This is a genomic window from Paenibacillus mangrovi, from assembly GCF_022898935.1.
GTDB classification, from domain to species: Bacteria; Bacillota; Bacilli; order Paenibacillales; family Paenibacillaceae; genus Paenibacillus_AQ; species Paenibacillus_AQ mangrovi.
The window spans coordinates 21,564-37,924 of record NZ_JALIRP010000003.1 but is presented as its reverse complement, the minus strand read 5'-3'; the positions used below and the strand labels follow the sequence as shown (position 1 = coordinate 37,924).

Below are 16,361 nucleotides of genomic sequence, written 5' to 3'. Positions count from 1 at the left end.
ATCACTAGCCTGTCGCTCCGGATGCTTTCGGTTTGCTTTTCGTCATGGATGCATGATCGACGTCTTTTTGTTCGGCGAGGTTTACATTGTTCAAAAAGGTGGACACGCGGCGCAAATACTCGCGTGGATGCTCACGGAAAATAAGCTCGTGGTGGCTGCCTTTGACAATCCATACATCGGAGTAGGGATTGGTCTGGTTCGCGGCCAATTGCTCTGCAATAGGGTATGGTGCCTTCTCATCCTCTGTGCCGTGTATAAAAAAGATCGGAAATGGATAATCTTCCTGTTTTACCTGCTGATACGGAATTTGGTGCAGTCTGGTTCCGTTCACCACAGGGAAGAGCAGCTCCAATATTTCGAGCGACGGATGCTTCGGCAGATCAATCACGTTTTTGACATTATGGTACAGCGTATCCGGCTCCAGCAGAAAGGTGCTGTCCAGAATCATGGCATCGACGTCTTTGGTCTGCAGTCCCGCCTGAAGGGCTGTGCCTGCTCCCATGGAGAAGCCCCATACCACGATCTGTTTGGCGCCTCGCTGTTTGGCCAGCTCAATCGCTCCAAGCAGCTGCTGCGACTCCGCCTTGCCGCCCGTGGCAACAGCCTTACTGTTCTGGTTCGCGAAGCCGTAATCGAACATAACCACGTTATAATTCATCCGGTGAGCGTAATGGGCCAAATCATACATGGGAATCCAGGTTTCCTCCCGGTTGGCTCCGTATCCATGGCTAAAGACAATCGTTTTATTCGATCCGGTCGCGGGAATGTACCAACCATGAAGCGTCTGGCTTCCGTCTAGTGCCGGAAAAGTGATGTTTTCATAAGGCATTTGCTTGGCCTGCATCGGATTGGAATACAGCGGCGCTACCGGCGGATAAGATAGTACCCAGGCGATCAGTGCATGCAGGGCGATGAAACAGAAAATAAAGAAGAACAAAACGGATAACAGCAAAGCTACTAAAATATGCTTAACGCGTATACGCCGCGAAGTCAGCGGTATAGGCATTTCGGTCAGGGGGCGAGTAACTTGGACGTCATTTCGTGCTGTCATGTTCGTGCTTGCCCTCCTTTAGAAGATTACTAATTATAGTTTAGCTTTTAGGCAATGAAACGGAAATAGATAAAATTTTACTCTATATCCTATGCCGTAGGACGCCTAAAGTCAATCTGCCTGGCCTATTTGTTATTGAAATGTAATAGAGAGCCTGAGCCCTCGTTCAATAAGCCGGAATCGAATTTTGCGAAAAAGTAGACTTTAAGAGCTGAATTTCTTATAATTATTGTAACCATGTTTCATTTGGTGAAACATTAAGAGGGGCGGGAGCATGAATGGAAGACCGCAAATTGACCGTACGCGCCGTGGAGCGCGCACTTGATATATTGATGTGTTTTACCAAGAGCAGTGAGCTTGGATTGACTGAAATCGCAGGGCAGATCCATCTGCACAAAAGCACAGTACATCGCCTGATGACGACGCTCGAGGAGAAGGGCTTTGTGGTCCGGGATGCGGCAACGGAGAAATACCGCTTGGGACTTAAAGTCTGGGAGCTGTCTACACATCTGTCCAAAAGCGATGATCCTGCCGTATTATTTCTTCCGGCCATGGAACGTCTGCGTGACCGCCTTGGGGAGACTGTGAGCCTGTATTTGCGGGACGGCAAGGACCGTTTGCGGATTCAAGCGGTGCAGAGCGATCAGGCCATCCGAAGGGTAGCTCAGGTCGGAGCGCGGCTTCCTCTCTATGTAGGCGCGTCCAGCAAGGTGCTGGTCGCCTTTGCTTCGCCGGAAGGCCAGCGCGAGCTGTTTCAGGATCCCGAATGGCCGGACATGCCGGACAAGGATGGATATCTTCGCATGCTGGAAGAGATCCGGGAGCGGGGATACGCGACGAGCTTTGAGGAGCGCGAGCCAGGGGCGGCAGCGGTCGCTGTGCCGATCGTGAACCGCAAAGGAGTGGTGGCTGCAGCTTTGTCCGTGTCCGGGCCGGTTGGCCGGATTACAACCGAGACGCTGCATGAATTTGCTCCAGTGCTTATGGAGGCTGCCCATGAAATGGGCCTGATGATATGAGTGAAAAGCCCGCTAAGCCGTGAGGTACGGTTTAGCGGGCTTTGTTTGTGGTGCTTTATCTCTCAATATTCTCTTCAAACCAGCGCACGATATGGCTGAGACGTCTGGTGCGCAGGTGAGGGTTGCCGCTTCGGGACAGGTTATGATCCGCGCCAGGGAACCGGATCAACTGCGTTTTCTTGCCGAGGCGCTTCAAGGCAACAAACATCTGCTCGCCCTGCTCAATCGGACAACGCATGTCCTGCTCGCCGTGGAGTACGAGGAGTGGCGTATTCACGTTCTTCACATAGGCCAGCGGAGAATGCTTCCACAGCTTCTCTACATCATCCCAGGGATTGTCCCAGATTTGATCCTCGGTAAAGTGATAGCCGATATCGCTGACGCCGTAGAACGACAGCCAGTTCGAGATGGAGCGCAGGGTGACTGCTGCCTGGAAACGGTCCGTATGGCCGATGATCCAGTTGGTCATAAAGCCGCCATAGCTTCCTCCGGTTACGCCGAGGCGGGAGCCGTCCACGTAATCGTACGTATTCAGGACATAATCCGTGAATTCCATCAAATCCTGATAATCCCGTCCGCCATAATCGCCGCGAACCGTGTTCACATGTACCTGGCCGTAGCCGTGTCCGCCGCGCGGATTCGTGTAGAAGACCGCAAAGCCGGCAGCGGCTAACAGTTGGAATTCATGCATGAACGTATGGCCGTACATGGCCTGCGGTCCACCATGGATTTCGAGCACCGCTGGCACCTTCGTGCCCTCCTTGAAGCCGATCGGCTTCATGATCCAGCCCTGCATCGGCCAGCGGTCCCCGGTCGTGAACCAGAATTCTTCCGGCTCACTGAGCAGAAGCTCGCTCCAGAGACTGGCATTGCAGTTGGTCAAGCGGGTTTCCTGGCCGCTGGCCGGATTCAGCCGGACCAGATCTCCCGGATGCAATGGATCGGCAGCCGCGATGATGAGATGGCCATCTGGCGCAAGGGCAAACTGGTAAATCTCGCGGTCCCCGCCGGCCATGACTTCAAAGTCCGAGCCGTCGAGAGCGAAGCGGGCGACTTCCACACGGCCATTTTGGCTGACCTGGATATATACGGATTGTTGGTCCGGGCTGTATACCGGAGGCGAACCGGCACCGGCGCGCATATCGCTGACGGCGCTATGGCCAAGCTGAATATCCAGATCCGCATACAGTGCACGGTATTCTCCGCCATCCGCAGGGATGAGGTAAATGCGGGTCAGCGTTGCATATCCGCAGGACATATCATTGGCGAGCATCAAAATGTGCTTGCCATCAGGTGTGTAGCTGACATGTCCGATGCTGATCTTGCCGTCCGTCAGCTGGCGTGCTGTACTGCCTTTCCGGTCTGTTACAAACAGATCATTGGTAGATCTGAGATCGGCGTCCGTTATTTCTTCCGTAGGGAGCTCTGTGGTATAGGCGATTTGAGCTCCATCTGGAGACCATCCGAACGCGCCGACATCAAAAGCCCCAGCAGTGATTTGTTCATTGCTTTTGTTAGCGATATCAAAAACGAATAAATGAGTTCTGCGGTTGTTCATCAGGCCGACGCCGTCTGCCTTATAACGTATACGGTCCACGATTTTTTCCTCGGGCAGGTTGATTTCATCCTTGCCCTTGGCCTCGGACGTCTCTTCAGCATCTGGAGCCTCCGCCTTAAGGAGAAGCGCCAAGCCGTCAGGCGACCATTTGAATGCGCTTACGCCATGCTTGAGCTCGGTCAAGGCCTGCGCTTCGCCCCCATGGGCCGGTATCAGCCATACTTGGCGGGCATCGCCTTTTTTGCGGAGGAAGGCCAGCTGGGAACCATCAGGAGACCACTGCGGAGCACCGTCCTGTTCACCTGCGGTAAATGGAACGTCTCCGTTTCCATCCGGATGAATCATGCGGGTTTGGGTCACGTAGCCGTCATGCTTACTATTGACCGACTTCAGTATGTACACAGTCGCACCGTTTTCAGGAGAGACTGCAGGATCACTGACCCATTGCATGCGGTACAGGTCACCAGCTGTCATCACACGTTTTTCACTCATCGATAAAGACCTCCCATAAAGAAAATGAACACTAGCTTATGGCTTGTGTTCATTATCCCAGAGATTGAAATGGAAATCTATCCCTAATGCTGCTTCTGAATCCAAGTTGCCATATCGGAAATGAGCTCAGAAGAAACATTCGACGGCTGGTTGTATTCTGCTCCAATAGAGAGGCGGTCGTAGTCCGTAAGCAGATGGGTCATTTTCGGATAAGACTTGAATTCTACGTCACGGCGGTCCTTCAGTGCGCTTTTCCATTGGTTAAACTGCTGCATGGTAACCTGCCAGTCGTTTTCGCCTTGAAGAATCAGCCTCGGCGTATGCTGCAAAATGAGCACCAACCGGGTATTACTGTGAGTTGGATTCATTCTGACTGATGAAAGATCCGAGATGTCTGATGCCGGTAAAACTGTATATGGTGTAACTATTGATATAGGCCGTGAATGCGCCGGTTAACTCACGATAAAGCCTGCGGCAGTCACAATCACCAAAATCCCCACAATGATCAACCAAGCGGCAGGTCTGGCGAAGTTAATGGTCCAGCCGATCCCCATCCGTTTCTCGATAAACATCGCCGGGTCGCTGGGATTGAAATAGATTAAGCCCAGCTTCCAATAGCGGTCGTCATTGATGGCGGTTGTACCCGTGCCCAGTGCAGGACGGCCGATGCGGCGTCCGCCTTGACCGGTGGTAAGCGAGATAACCAAAGCCATAATGACGATCAGGGATGGCATCAAAAGGCTGACAATCATCAGGATACTTCCCTGAACCTCATATCTCATATTCAGCTGGATCAACGAAAACAGGAGCACCATGATCATCCCGGATACTGCGTTGAACATGGACCATCTGAGACGGAAGACTGCATTCTGCGCCGCCGATTGCTCGGGGTGATCCGGATTGATCTGCTGTTTGCTTTTGAGAATCGTCCAGTTGATAAACATAAAGAGCGCAATCATGACCAGCTGCATCAGATTCAGACCCAGTACTGTCCGGAGGGACTTGGGCACGGAGCGGATGACATTACCCTGCCAATCGAATTTCATGGCGAGCGAAGACGGGAAAGAATCGTAATATACCACCGCAAGCACTGTACTGACGAGCATTACGCCAATATGAAGCAAAAACCATTTGTTTGAAATCGTCATTTTTCGGCTGCGGAACTTGGTGTCTACTGCAATCCTGCCGCTTTGCATCGACGCTTGCGGAAAGGCGGCTTTAGCCTTCTTCATCTTCAGGTAAAACATCAGGTTGATGACAGCAGAGCAGATGCATACCACCGAAATATAAAAAGTTAGAACATAGGGTTGGCTCTTTTCACCCGTGCCCAGCAGTAGGAATAGGCATGCCAGAAGCAGCAGGGTATACAAGCTTCCGCTGATCCAGGCATACCGTCTGCGCATCTGGCGGAGCTGTGGGCTGTAGTACATCTCCTCGCTTACGGATACACCGAAGCTAACGGTTTCTCTGGTGAGAAAAGGCATGGCAGTCAGCATGATCGAGATAGGGATGAACATGGCAACCATTATTAAAGCCGATATCCAAAACATTAGGCATTCTCCTTTTCACTGTGCGAAATGTCCTCATATAACGATTCAACGATTTGGAGCAGGCGCTCTTTATCCATGCTGCGGCAAATCGCCTCGGCGATCATCGGCCGGAGCTGTTCAGCCTGCTTTTGTTCATACTCCGGAGTAATTCCCGGCATGCCATCAGGATTGACTACGACACCCTTTTGGCGGTGGATCTGGATGAAACCTTCCTGTTTCAGCAGCGTGTAGGCTTTATTAATCGTATGCAGGTTGACGCCGATATCCGAAGCCAAACTCCGTACCGAAGGCAAATCCTCCCCGGGCTTGAGGCTTCCGCTGGCAATGCCTTCGATAATCTGGTTCATCAGCTGCGCGTAAATGGGAAGGTCCGACTGCATATCCAGACGGATGATCATATAAAGATCCCTTCTTTCAGCATTAGATTCAAAAAAATCATCTGTTATACTACAAATATAACAGATGGAACAATGAAATGTAAATAGTGTAGACAAGCAGTCACGTTAAAAAGAGCGACTGCCTAAGCAGCCGCTCTTTTGCGAAAGATCTTATGGTGGAAGGGGAGGCCACGCATAAGGAGGGATAAGCGAGTTTATCAGGTCCTTAATTTTGTCTTCCTAAGACTTATGTATGCGAGAACATGCTTTTCATACCCGGCTCTTATTCTGTTTACGCGCCTCTTTCGAACGTTAAATGGAATTTTGGGTTTTAGTGGAGACAAGGGATACTGCATCAAATGCGTGAACGGATCGGCAACCGGTTTGATCATATCGGACTCCGATAGACAGGCAGCAAAAAAAGGCGTCCTAAAGCCGTTTAATATGGCTTTAGGACGCCTTTTATGAAGATATAAGGGAAATCTGAATTATTGATTAGCGATCATTTGACGAAGCACGGTTTGCAGAATACCGCCGTTATGGTAGTAGTCCACGTCCACCATACTGTCCAGACGGGCAGTCACAGGGAATTCGAACTTCGTGCCGTCTTCGCGGGTCGCTGTAACGGTCAGGGTTTGACCTGGCTTCACGTCATTGCTAAGTCCTACGATATCGAACGTTTCTTTGCCTGTCAGACCGAGGCTCTTCCAGCTATTGCCGTCCTGGAATTGCAGCGGAAGAACCCCCATGCCCACCAGGTTGCTGCGATGGATCCGTTCGAAGCTCTCAGCGATAACCGCTTTGACACCCAGGAGGAAGGTACCTTTGGCAGCCCAGTCACGAGAGCTTCCTGTGCCGTATTCCTTGCCTGCGATCACGACGAGGTTGCGGTCGCCGCTTTGATACTTCATGGAAGCATCGTAAATGGACATGACTTCATCCGTAGGCAGGTAAGTCGTTACGCCGCCTTCCGTACCAGGAGCAACCTGGTTGCGGATCCGGATGTTCGCGAATGTGCCGCGCATCATGACTTCATGGTTACCGCGGCGGGAGCCGTAGGAGTTGAAGTCTTTGCGCTCTACGCCATGCTCTTTCAGGTAGAGACCTGCAGGGCTGGTTGGCGAGATGTTGCCTGCAGGAGAGATATGGTCAGTAGTGACGGAATCTCCCAGAAGGGCAAGCACGTTAGAATCTTTGATATCTTTGATGTCGTTAAGCTCGGTACCCAAGTTCTCAAAGAACGGAGGGTTTTGGATGTAAGTGGATTTTTCATCCCACTCATACAGCTCGCCTTCCGGAACCGGAATAGCGTTCCAGCGCTCGTTAGCGGTAAATACGTTCGCGTATTTCTCACGGAACATTTCCGCGTTAAGGGACATGCTGATCGCTTCTTTGATTTCTTCGTTTGTTGGCCAGATATCTTTCAGATATACAGGCTGGTTCTGTTGGTCGTAGCCGATCGGATCGTTTTGCAGATCGATGTTTACAGTTCCTGCCAACGCGTACGCAACCACGAGTGGAGGCGAAGCCAGGTAGTTGGCTTTAACCTGTGCATGGACACGACCTTCAAAGTTACGGTTACCGGACAGAACGGCAGCTACCGTCATGTCGTTGTCGGCAATCGCTTGGCTCACTTCATCCGGAAGCGGACCGGAGTTACCGATACATGTCGCACAGCCGTAGCCAGCAACGTAGAAGCCGAGGGCTTCAAGAGATTCCAGCAGGCCTGCTTTTTTCAGGTAATCGGTTACCACAAGGGAGCCTGGAGTCAAGCTGCTCTTCACGTAGCCTGGTTTGGTCAGGCCGCGTTCAACCGCTTTTTTCGCCAGAATGCCAGCGCCCAGCATAACGCTAGGGTTGGAAGTGTTGGTACAGCTTGTGATCGCGGCGATCACGACTGCGCCGGCTCCCATTTCTTCGGTGGATCCGTCTTTATGCTTCACGGTTACTTTCTCTTCAATTTTCTCATCGCTGAGGCCGTATCCACCTTTTTCGATCGGTGTGCGGATGATATCGTTGAAGGATTGTTTCATGTTGGTCAGCTCGATACGGTCCTGCGGACGTTTAGGTCCAGCAAGGCTTGGTACGACGGTAGCCAGATCAAGTTCAATCACGTCCGTGAACTCAGGATCTTCTGTATCGGCTGTGCGGAACATGTTTTGAGCTTTATAGTAGGCTTCAACCAGCTCAACTTGCTCGTCGGAGCGGCCTGTGCTGCGCAGGTAAGCCAGCGTCTCGCTGTCAACTGGGAAGAAGCCGACTGTCGCGCCGTATTCAGGAGCCATGTTAGCCACGGTAGCGCGGTCTGCCAGGCTGATGCTAGCAAGGCCAGGGCCGAAGAACTCAACGAATTTGCCGACAACGCCTTTTTTACGCAGTATTTGCGTAACAGTCAGGGCGAGGTCTGTTGCCGTAGCGCCTTCTTTCAGGCTGCCAGTCAGCTTGAAGCCGACAACGTCAGGAGTGACGAAGTACAGCGGCTGTCCGAGCATGCCGGCTTCCGCCTCGATACCGCCAACGCCCCAGCCGACAACGCCGAGACCGTTGATCATCGTGGTATGAGAGTCCGTACCTACCAGAGAGTCCGGATATACAACCGTCTCGCCGTCGATGGTTTTGGTTGCTGCTACGGAAGCGAGATACTCCAGGTTAACCTGGTGAACGATACCCGTAGCTGGAGGAACCGCACGGAAATTGTTGAATGCAGTTTGTGCCCAGCGAAGGAAGCGGTAACGCTCCTCGTTGCGTTCGAATTCGACTTCCATGTTATAGTTCAGCGCTTCGGGCGTTCCGAACGCGTCGACCATAACGGAGTGGTCAATAACGAGGTCGACCGGTACGAGCGGATTGATCTTCTTCGGATCTCCGCCTGCTTTTTTTACGGTGTCGCGCATAGCTGCAAGATCGACGACAACCGGTACGCCGGTGAAGTCTTGAAGTACAATACGGGCAGGGATGAAAGGAACTTCTTTGTCGCTGCCTAATCCTTCATTCCATTTTGCCAGCTGGTTGACATGCTCCTCGGTAATGGCGCGTCCGTCGAACTGGCGGACAGCGGCCTCCAGAAGCACTTTAATGGAGAACGGGAGCTTGGAAATACTGCCGATTCCCTGTTCTTCGAGGGCCTGCAGGCTGTGGTAACGGTAGCTTTTGCCGCCGACTTCCAAACTGCGGGCTGTGTTGAACTGATCCTTTGCTGTCATACATATACCTCCTTAAGAATGTGGTCTAATGAACATTTTAAAATGGGATGGCTTGTGTGATGAGCGATAGGGCAATCACTTTGCCGTTCCTTGTTTCACTAGATGAAACGTAATTTCAAAATAGTGAGGTTTGTTTTTAGTATACCGTTTACAAGCCGGGGAGTAAAGTGTTTTTTGCGTCTATTTATATGAACGAAAGGGTGGATTTTTAGGCCTCGAAATGAATGCTGCTAGCGCCCCAAATCGTTATAACGCCTATGATTCGTGCCTCACAAGACCGCTCCATATATTCTTTCCTGGCAGCTTCTGTATAAAACCTAAAATCAACTGCGGCTCATAGCGGCTCGTTTATTTTCATATATGTATAAGTAAGAGGCCGTTCCATGTGGAAGTCTGGCATTCTTCAGGCTTATAACGGCCGCAAGTAACGGAAATGAGAGGGGAATAGAGCGGATGGAGAAGGAATGGAAACAGACACTCTACACCTATGTGAATCAATATAACCAGCATCAAATCGACTACAGATCGCAGCATGTGCAGCAGGTGGTCACCGATCCGGCCTACCTGATGGCGAGGGCAGAGCGTTCCTCCCGTCTTTCAGAGTGGTATGCAGAACGGGGAGCCCGGCCGCTGCGCAGCGAAACGAGGGCCAAGCTGCTTAGGACGATCCAGGATACGCCGGATCAGGCGGTTATTGATGTGCAGCTCTATGTGCAGCTTTTTTATGAAAAAGGCGGAGTGAACCATATGGAGGAAATAGTCCAGCGGGAACGCCTGACGCTCATTCACGACGGGGATGACTGGGTAATTGTATCCGTGGAGCATCTTACGCCAGAAAAGCATCCGATGGCAGCGGGTACGAACGCACCGGACGCAACTCAGGATTATACCTTTCAGCAACCGAACAGCAGTCCACAACCGTATCTGAATACCTATATTCTCCAAGGTGGCGGCATTGGTCGCAAGACTGTCCGTTACCGGCGCGAGGAAGCGGCGGCATATGCTGATAAATGGTGGAATTCCTATAATCCTGAGTTTTCTAAATTCGATGTGGATTGCACCAGTTATGTCTCTCAATGTCTCTTTGCAGGGGATGCGCCAATCAACTATACTGGTAAAAGAGAAGCGGGCTGGTGGTACAAAGGATATGTAAGTGGCAAGGAATGGTGGAGCTACAGTTGGGCTGTATCCAACTCACTGGCAAGATACCTCACAGCAGGTACCTGGGGGCTGCGAGGTGAAATTGTGGAGCGTCCGGAGCAGCTCATGCTGGGCGATGTTATTTTTTATGACTGGGACGGAAACGGTTCCTTCCAGCATTCGACGATTGTGACCGCTTTCGATGCCGGTGGGCAGCCGCTGGTGAATGCGCACACAGTCAGCAGCAAACACCGTTACTGGGATTATAAGGATTCCTATGCATGGAACGAAAATACCGTATACCGTTTTTTGCATATCCCGGACTACTTCTAGAGCGTTATAATGTTAATGAGTACGACAGCAGGAGCAGCCTGCAATACAGTGGAAAAGAGAGAGGTTAGGCATGGGGAACAACAAAACAATCGTAGGGCTTGTATACGGCGGCAAATCAGGTGAGCACGAGGTGTCGCTGCAAACGGCTTTTGCGGTTATGAACGCCTTTGATTACGATAAATATGAGCTGATTCCGTTCTACATCACGAAGCAGGGGGAATGGAGAAAGGGCGGCACGCTTTCTGCGCCTCTCGACAAGGTGGAGATGCTGAAGCTGGAGCATGACAGTGAAGGAACCGAAGGAGCGCTCAGCGCCATCTTTAGCCGTTTGTACGGCGGGGAAGCTGCGGTAGATCTAATGTTCCCGCTTCTTCACGGAACCTTTGGCGAGGACGGAACCATTCAGGGCCTGTTCGAAATGGCAAACATACCGTATGTAGGCGCAGGAGTGCTGGCATCGGCAGCCGGAATGGATAAGGTCGTGATGAAAAAGCTGTTCGCGCAGGCAGGACTTCCACAATGCTGTTTCCGCTACTTCACCAAGTCTCAATGGGAACAAAGCAGCTTTAATCTAATCATGGGCGTAGAGGACGATCTGGGCTACCCATGTTTTGTCAAACCGGCCAATCTTGGATCAAGCGTAGGGATTTCCAAGGCCAGAAACCGTGAGGAGCTGGAACATGCAGTTGAACTGGCATTCCGCTACGATGTGAAGGTTATTGTTGAGGAGTTCGTCGATGCACGTGAAGTGGAGGTCGCCGTTCTTGGCAACCAGGAACCGATGGCTTCGGTACCCGGCGAGATTGTATCCTCCGCAGATTATTATGACTACGCAGCCAAATACACCGACGGCCAGTCGGAGATGGTGATTCCAGCCGCGCTGGATTCGGAAGTAGCCGACCGTTTGCGTGAAGCGGCTCTGATCGCATTTCAGGCGATTGAAGGCAGCGGCATCACGCGAGCCGACTTTTTCCTCCGCAAGTCTGACGGCGCGATTTTGATTAACGAGGTCAATACGATGCCGGGCTTTACGCCGTACAGCATGTATCCGCTGTTGTGGAGAGAGACGGGCCTGAGTTACCGGGCACTGCTCGACCGGATGATTGAGCTTGCTATGGAGCGTTACGAGAGTAAGCAGGGACTCAACTATAACAACGAGCTGTAACAACGTTTTTTAAATTAAGCATTGCCAGTAAGGTGTCCGGCCGGTGCAGCAAGAGGCCCGGGCGCCTTTTAGATTAAGAAAAGGAGGGTGCATAGATGGGGTTTCAAACCGAGTTCAATTCCGTATGCAAGTTCAAAAGCGAGCAGGAGCTGTACGAGCTCATGGAATACGGGCGCGGCAAAATGGTCAAGCAGGGCTTTCGCGTGTTTCCAACAGGCCAGAAGGTGATTGCTTATACGCCGGGTAACGTCGCGGTAGCGATCGTCAAGATCGTGGGCTGCATCGCCGAGATCAACTTTCAGGGCCAAGAAGTGACCGAAGTCGAGATGGAGCTGATCCGCAAGCTGAACGAGGAAGAATCGCGGATTCAGACGGATTTGGCTTATGAAATGTTTTTTGGGGAACAACATCCTTAAGGCTTTCTAACTTGAGACCATAAGGAGTAGAGATCATGATCGTCAGGTTCGGCTATGTGGCCATGTCGGTGTTTATCAAGGATTCATCCCCATCCAAAACGATGACGATGGCAACCTTCAGCAAGCTCAGCGACCGGGAAGCGGCGATCCGTAAGCTGGAGCGGATTGGGGAAGAGAATCTGCATAATACGCTCAGGCTTCTGAAGCATAACAACGGCCATGACATTCGGGTGTACCGGTTCTCCTCCAAGCTGATTCCTTTGGCCACTCACGAGGATTTGCAGGATTGGGATCCGTTTGCTGCACTGAAGGATGCTTTTGCCGAAGTCGGCGCGTATGTGCGGGATCATGAGATGAGGGTATCCTTTCACCCGGACCATTTTACCGTGCTCAGCACGCCCCGGCAGGAGGTTCTGCAGAGCTCCATCCGAGTCCTTCGGCATCACGTGAAAATGCTCAAGGCTATGGGGCTTGATGCTACGGCCAAGAACAATATCCATATCGGGGGAGCCTATAAGGATAAGCCTTCGGCTGCCGCCCGGTTCAAGGAGCATTTTGCCGGACTGGACCGGGACATTCAGGAGCGATTGACTCTTGAAAATGACGATAAAACCTTTACGGCCGTTGAAACGCTGCAGGTATGCAAAGCAACGGGACTGCCGATGGTGCTGGATCTTCATCATCAATGGGTGAACAATGACGGCGAGAAGCCGTGGGAGCTCTGGCCTGACATTTTACAGACCTGGAACGGTGCGCTGGCTCAAGCGGATGCGAATCCGAATAAGCCGCTTCCGCCTAAAATTCATATTTCCAGCCCGAAAAGCGAAAGTGATCCCCGAAGTCATGCCGACCTGGTCGATCCTGGTCCTCTACTTGCATTCCTGCGTGAAATCGCAGGCAGTACGCCAGCGATTGACGTGATGATTGAAGCCAAAAGCAAGGATGATGCCTTGTTTCATCTGATGAAGGATTTGGCCAGCTACATAGCGGACGGAATTAAAATCCTAAACGGGGCGAGCATCGAAATTTCAAGCTGATCTCGGGAGATTTGGCGGTAAAAAATCATTTATCCCAAGACTACTGCGGGTTTTGCCTGCAGCGGTCCAACTGGGCGAAACTTTAAATCTCCCATTGCGTATATTTTTAGAAGTATGAATATTTCAAGAGATTCCGGCTCCTCAAAAGCCGGAGGCTGCTTGATTGACGATAACACAGAAAGTAGAGTGAGCGCTTTGAACCAAGAGGATAAAACTCCTTATGTCGTGACGAGCAAAAGCTATACCGCTGTGGCGATAAATGCCGCTTCCAAAGCGGGTGAATGGATTAAAAGCAGATTGGGCACTGTAAAACAATTAAATACCAAATCCGCCGTGAGCGATCTGGTGACGGAAGTGGACAAGGGAACGGAGCAGATGATCCGTAAGCTGATCTTTACCCACTTCCCGGATCACGCACTGCTCGGCGAGGAAGGCGTAGAGCCAGGACCGGAAGCTTCGACCAAAGCGCTTGCGAAAGTGGCTGAAGAAGAATACCTCTGGATCGTGGATCCTATCGACGGTACGACGAACTTCGTGCATGGCTTTCCGTTCTTTTCCGTTTCGATTGCACTGGCACATAAAGGTGAAGTCATTGTCGGTGTCATTTATGACCCTTCACGTGATGAAATGTTTGTCGCTGAAAAAGGAAAAGGAGCCTATGTTCATGGCAAGCGCATGAGTGTATCCGAAGAGGCTTCGCTCGAGCAAAGTCTGCTGGCTACCGGCTTCCCGGTAGGACGTGACAGCACGCTTCCGGTGAATATGGCCGGTCTTGCGCATCTGGCGCCAAAGGTCCGGAACATCCGCTCAGGCGGTTCGGCAGCACTGCATCTCGCTTATGTAGCAGCAGGCCGTTTGACCGGTTTCTGGGAGATCGGGCTGAATGCATGGGATATCGCTGCAGGAGCGCTGATGGTGACGGAGTCCGGCGGGCAAATCACCGACACGGCGGGTAACCCGTACACGCTGGCCGTACGCCATGTCGCCGCTACGAACGGAGCCGTTCATGCGGAACTGGTGCAGGCTTTGAAGGAAGCTTCTGCCACTGGCCTTGAGGGCAAATAACTGCAGTTTTCCGCGGTAGCCGGGGCCGTTTCAACCCACATGGCGCGGGGGAAAACATATCGCACGGCGCTATTTCTGCGCTGTTCAATCGCAAAGGAGTGTCTGGCTATGAGTGAAAATCATGATCTGGAGCGTAAGCTCAGTGAGATGCTAACCGAAGGCGAGATGGAAGAACGGCAAGACCGCAAGGATCAGGAGAGGGAGCAAATCTCTCCCCGGTATGAAATCCGGATTCAGACAGAGCTCGATCCGATTGTGGAAGAGACGCTGAAATACCGCAGTATGGCGCGGGAGCTGGACGACCGGTATGACCGTTATATGGACAGAGCAAAGCAGGAGAAACCCGATTCTGCTCCATCGAATGAAGAAGAGGAGTAAGGATTAAGCAAGGCTTTTATGAGGCGCATAGAGGGGTAAATAAGAAGCGGGCGGGTGAAATGCACCTTGCCCGTTTTTATTTTGCTCCATATTTTTCGCAGATGTTCACAAAAAGACTGGCCGCACTTCAGCCGAATTTTGTAAAGAAATGGATTAACCCTTCTAACAGAAGATGGTAAAATAGAGAGATCCCGGCGCCCGGTGGCAGCATGGGCTTTCATTTGTGAGAAGGAGTGATTGAATGCAAACGTCTTTTAAAAAGTACATATCGACGGTGTCGGCGGCGGTATTGTTGTCCTCTATGCTGCTGGGCGCGGCCTCGGCTGCACCGGATGCCCAGCCGGCGGATGCGAAGCAGCCTTACCGCATCGTAGCGCTTGGCGACTCGCTGACGGTAGGTTATGAACCGGGCAAGAGCGAGAAGGATCGGCCTTACGGATTCGTTGACCGTCTGCAGGAGCAGGCTCTGCTGCATGGTCGTGCGGAGACGGTCAACGTCGGCATCGCCGGACTGAAAAGCGGCGGACTGCAGAATTTCGTGGAAGCCGTGAAGAAGGGGCAGGCTATAACTGCTGATGAGATTCAGCCGAAGCTGCCGGACCTGCGTACGCCTCAGATCGGCGTCGCCGCCCCGCAGACGAAGTCGGACCTGGCCGCAGCGGACGCGATTACGATTACGATCGGCGGAAACGATATGTCGGAGCTGCTGGATACGGCGGGCAAGCTGAGCGAAGCGGAGCTACAAACCCGCGTAGAGCAGCTGTTCAAGCAGTACACGGACAGTATGGGTGTCATTGTTGCTGACCTGCATGAGCTGAATCCGGATGCGCTGATCGTGGTCGCAGACCAATACCAGCCGATGCCGGAAATTGCGGACCGTGCCTTGTATCCGAAGCTGGAGAAGGTGGCAGAGTCTTTTACCGGCGTGATCGATAAGATGGCGGCTGGTTTTGAGTCGCAGGGCATTCATGTAAAGGTGGCGCATGTCGCCAAGGAATTTGTCGGCGGTGAGGGCACGATGACCCATATGATCAAAGACCGGGACTTTCACCCGAACCAGCTCGGTTATGAAGCGATGGCGAAAGAGTTCTCCGAAGCGATCTGGGGAAGCTATAACAAGCTTGCAACGCATGAAGTGGGTACTCCAATGGGTATTATCGTGAAAGGCAAAGAGCTGAATACGCCTTACAAGCCAGTCATCCGCCAGAACCTGAACTTCGTAGCAATCAAGGACATCGTGGACTCGATCGGCGCCACATCGAAATGGGATAACAAAACATCCAGCGCGACCATTACCTATGAAGGTCACACCGTGGTCATTACGATCGGCTCCAAGACGGTAAAAGTGGATGGAAAAGCTGTACCTATTGAAGCTGCGGCTTTCCTGAACAAGGTGGGCAATGAATCGAAGACCTACGTACCGCTTGCGGCGCTCGCATCGGGCCTTGGTCTTGACGTGCAGTACATATCCAATCTTAGAACGGTATTTATTAATCCATAATAAAATCAGTGTGAGCAAAATAAAAACCAGCTGTCGCAAGGCCCAAAAAGGCCGCCACGCAGCTGGTTTTTCAATT

Annotated in this window: 14 protein-coding genes; 8 read left to right on the top strand and 6 right to left on the bottom strand. The window is 51.9% G+C overall.

The annotated features are described in order from the left end of the window. Window positions 1-4 precede the first annotated feature (4 nt). A complete protein-coding gene (locus MUG84_RS08365; protein WP_244724897.1) occupies window positions 5-1,006 on the bottom strand; it encodes an alpha/beta hydrolase in 1,002 nt (333 codons plus the stop codon). Window positions 1,007-1,329: 323 nt separating this feature from the next. Here MUG84_RS08365 and MUG84_RS08360 point away from each other — a divergent pair, with 323 nt between their 5' ends. Continuing rightward, window positions 1,330-2,070: an IclR family transcriptional regulator gene (locus MUG84_RS08360; protein WP_244723542.1), complete on the top strand. Its 741-nt coding sequence runs from the start codon at window positions 1,330-1,332 to the stop codon at window positions 2,068-2,070. A gap of 55 nt (window positions 2,071-2,125) precedes the next feature. On the opposite strand, the gene MUG84_RS08355 is transcribed toward MUG84_RS08360, so the two are convergent. From MUG84_RS08355 to acnA, 5 genes are all read right to left on the bottom strand, one after another. Beyond that, window positions 2,126-4,120 carry an alpha/beta hydrolase family protein gene (locus tag MUG84_RS08355; RefSeq protein ID WP_244723539.1) on the bottom strand — a complete coding sequence of 665 codons (1,995 nt, stop codon included), beginning with the start codon at window positions 4,118-4,120 and terminating at the stop codon, window positions 2,126-2,128. 83 nt (window positions 4,121-4,203) lie between these two features. Continuing rightward, complete coding sequence (locus MUG84_RS08350; protein WP_244723536.1) at window positions 4,204-4,488, bottom strand: alpha/beta hydrolase; 285 nt, start codon at window positions 4,486-4,488, stop codon at window positions 4,204-4,206. 84 nt (window positions 4,489-4,572) lie between these two features. Continuing rightward, window positions 4,573-5,670 carry a DUF1648 domain-containing protein gene (locus tag MUG84_RS08345; RefSeq protein WP_244723533.1) on the bottom strand — a complete coding sequence of 366 codons (1,098 nt, stop codon included), beginning with the start codon at window positions 5,668-5,670 and terminating at the stop codon, window positions 4,573-4,575. Next, a complete protein-coding gene (locus tag MUG84_RS08340) occupies window positions 5,670-6,068 on the bottom strand; it encodes a GntR family transcriptional regulator (RefSeq protein WP_244723530.1) in 399 nt (132 codons plus the stop codon). Before MUG84_RS08340 ends, MUG84_RS08345 begins: the two co-directional genes overlap by 1 nt. 467 nt (window positions 6,069-6,535) lie before the next feature. After that, entirely contained in the window at window positions 6,536-9,250 is a 2,715-nt protein-coding gene (gene acnA / locus MUG84_RS08335; RefSeq protein WP_244723526.1) for an aconitate hydratase AcnA, read from the bottom strand. Between the two features lie 453 nt (window positions 9,251-9,703). On the opposite strand from acnA, the gene MUG84_RS08330 reads away from it, so the two are divergent. From MUG84_RS08330 to MUG84_RS08300, 7 genes are all read left to right on the top strand, one after another. Continuing rightward, window positions 9,704-10,723: an amidase domain-containing protein gene (locus tag MUG84_RS08330; protein WP_244723524.1), complete on the top strand. Its 1,020-nt coding sequence runs from the start codon at window positions 9,704-9,706 to the stop codon at window positions 10,721-10,723. Window positions 10,724-10,793: 70 nt separating this feature from the next. Further along, window positions 10,794-11,888: a D-alanine--D-alanine ligase gene (locus tag MUG84_RS08325; protein WP_244723522.1), complete on the top strand. Its 1,095-nt coding sequence runs from the start codon at window positions 10,794-10,796 to the stop codon at window positions 11,886-11,888. Between the two features lie 95 nt (window positions 11,889-11,983). Continuing rightward, the gene (locus MUG84_RS08320; RefSeq protein WP_244723520.1) at window positions 11,984-12,304 is read left to right on the top strand and encodes a hypothetical protein; all 321 of its coding nucleotides are present in this window, start codon (window positions 11,984-11,986) and stop codon (window positions 12,302-12,304) included. A 35-nt stretch (window positions 12,305-12,339) separates the two neighbouring features. Further along, entirely contained in the window at window positions 12,340-13,341 is a 1,002-nt protein-coding gene (gene uvsE, locus MUG84_RS08315; protein WP_244723517.1) for a UV DNA damage repair endonuclease UvsE, read from the top strand. Between the two features lie 195 nt (window positions 13,342-13,536). Next, entirely contained in the window at window positions 13,537-14,406 is an 870-nt protein-coding gene (locus tag MUG84_RS08310) for an inositol monophosphatase family protein (protein WP_244724895.1), read from the top strand. A 108-nt stretch (window positions 14,407-14,514) separates the two neighbouring features. After that, on the top strand, window positions 14,515-14,784 hold the full coding sequence (locus tag MUG84_RS08305) for a hypothetical protein (RefSeq protein ID WP_244723505.1): 270 nt from the start codon (window positions 14,515-14,517) through the stop codon (window positions 14,782-14,784). A 241-nt stretch (window positions 14,785-15,025) separates the two neighbouring features. Next, a complete protein-coding gene (locus MUG84_RS08300; protein WP_244723503.1) occupies window positions 15,026-16,285 on the top strand; it encodes an SGNH/GDSL hydrolase family protein in 1,260 nt (419 codons plus the stop codon). The last annotated feature ends 76 nt before the right edge of the window (window positions 16,286-16,361 follow it).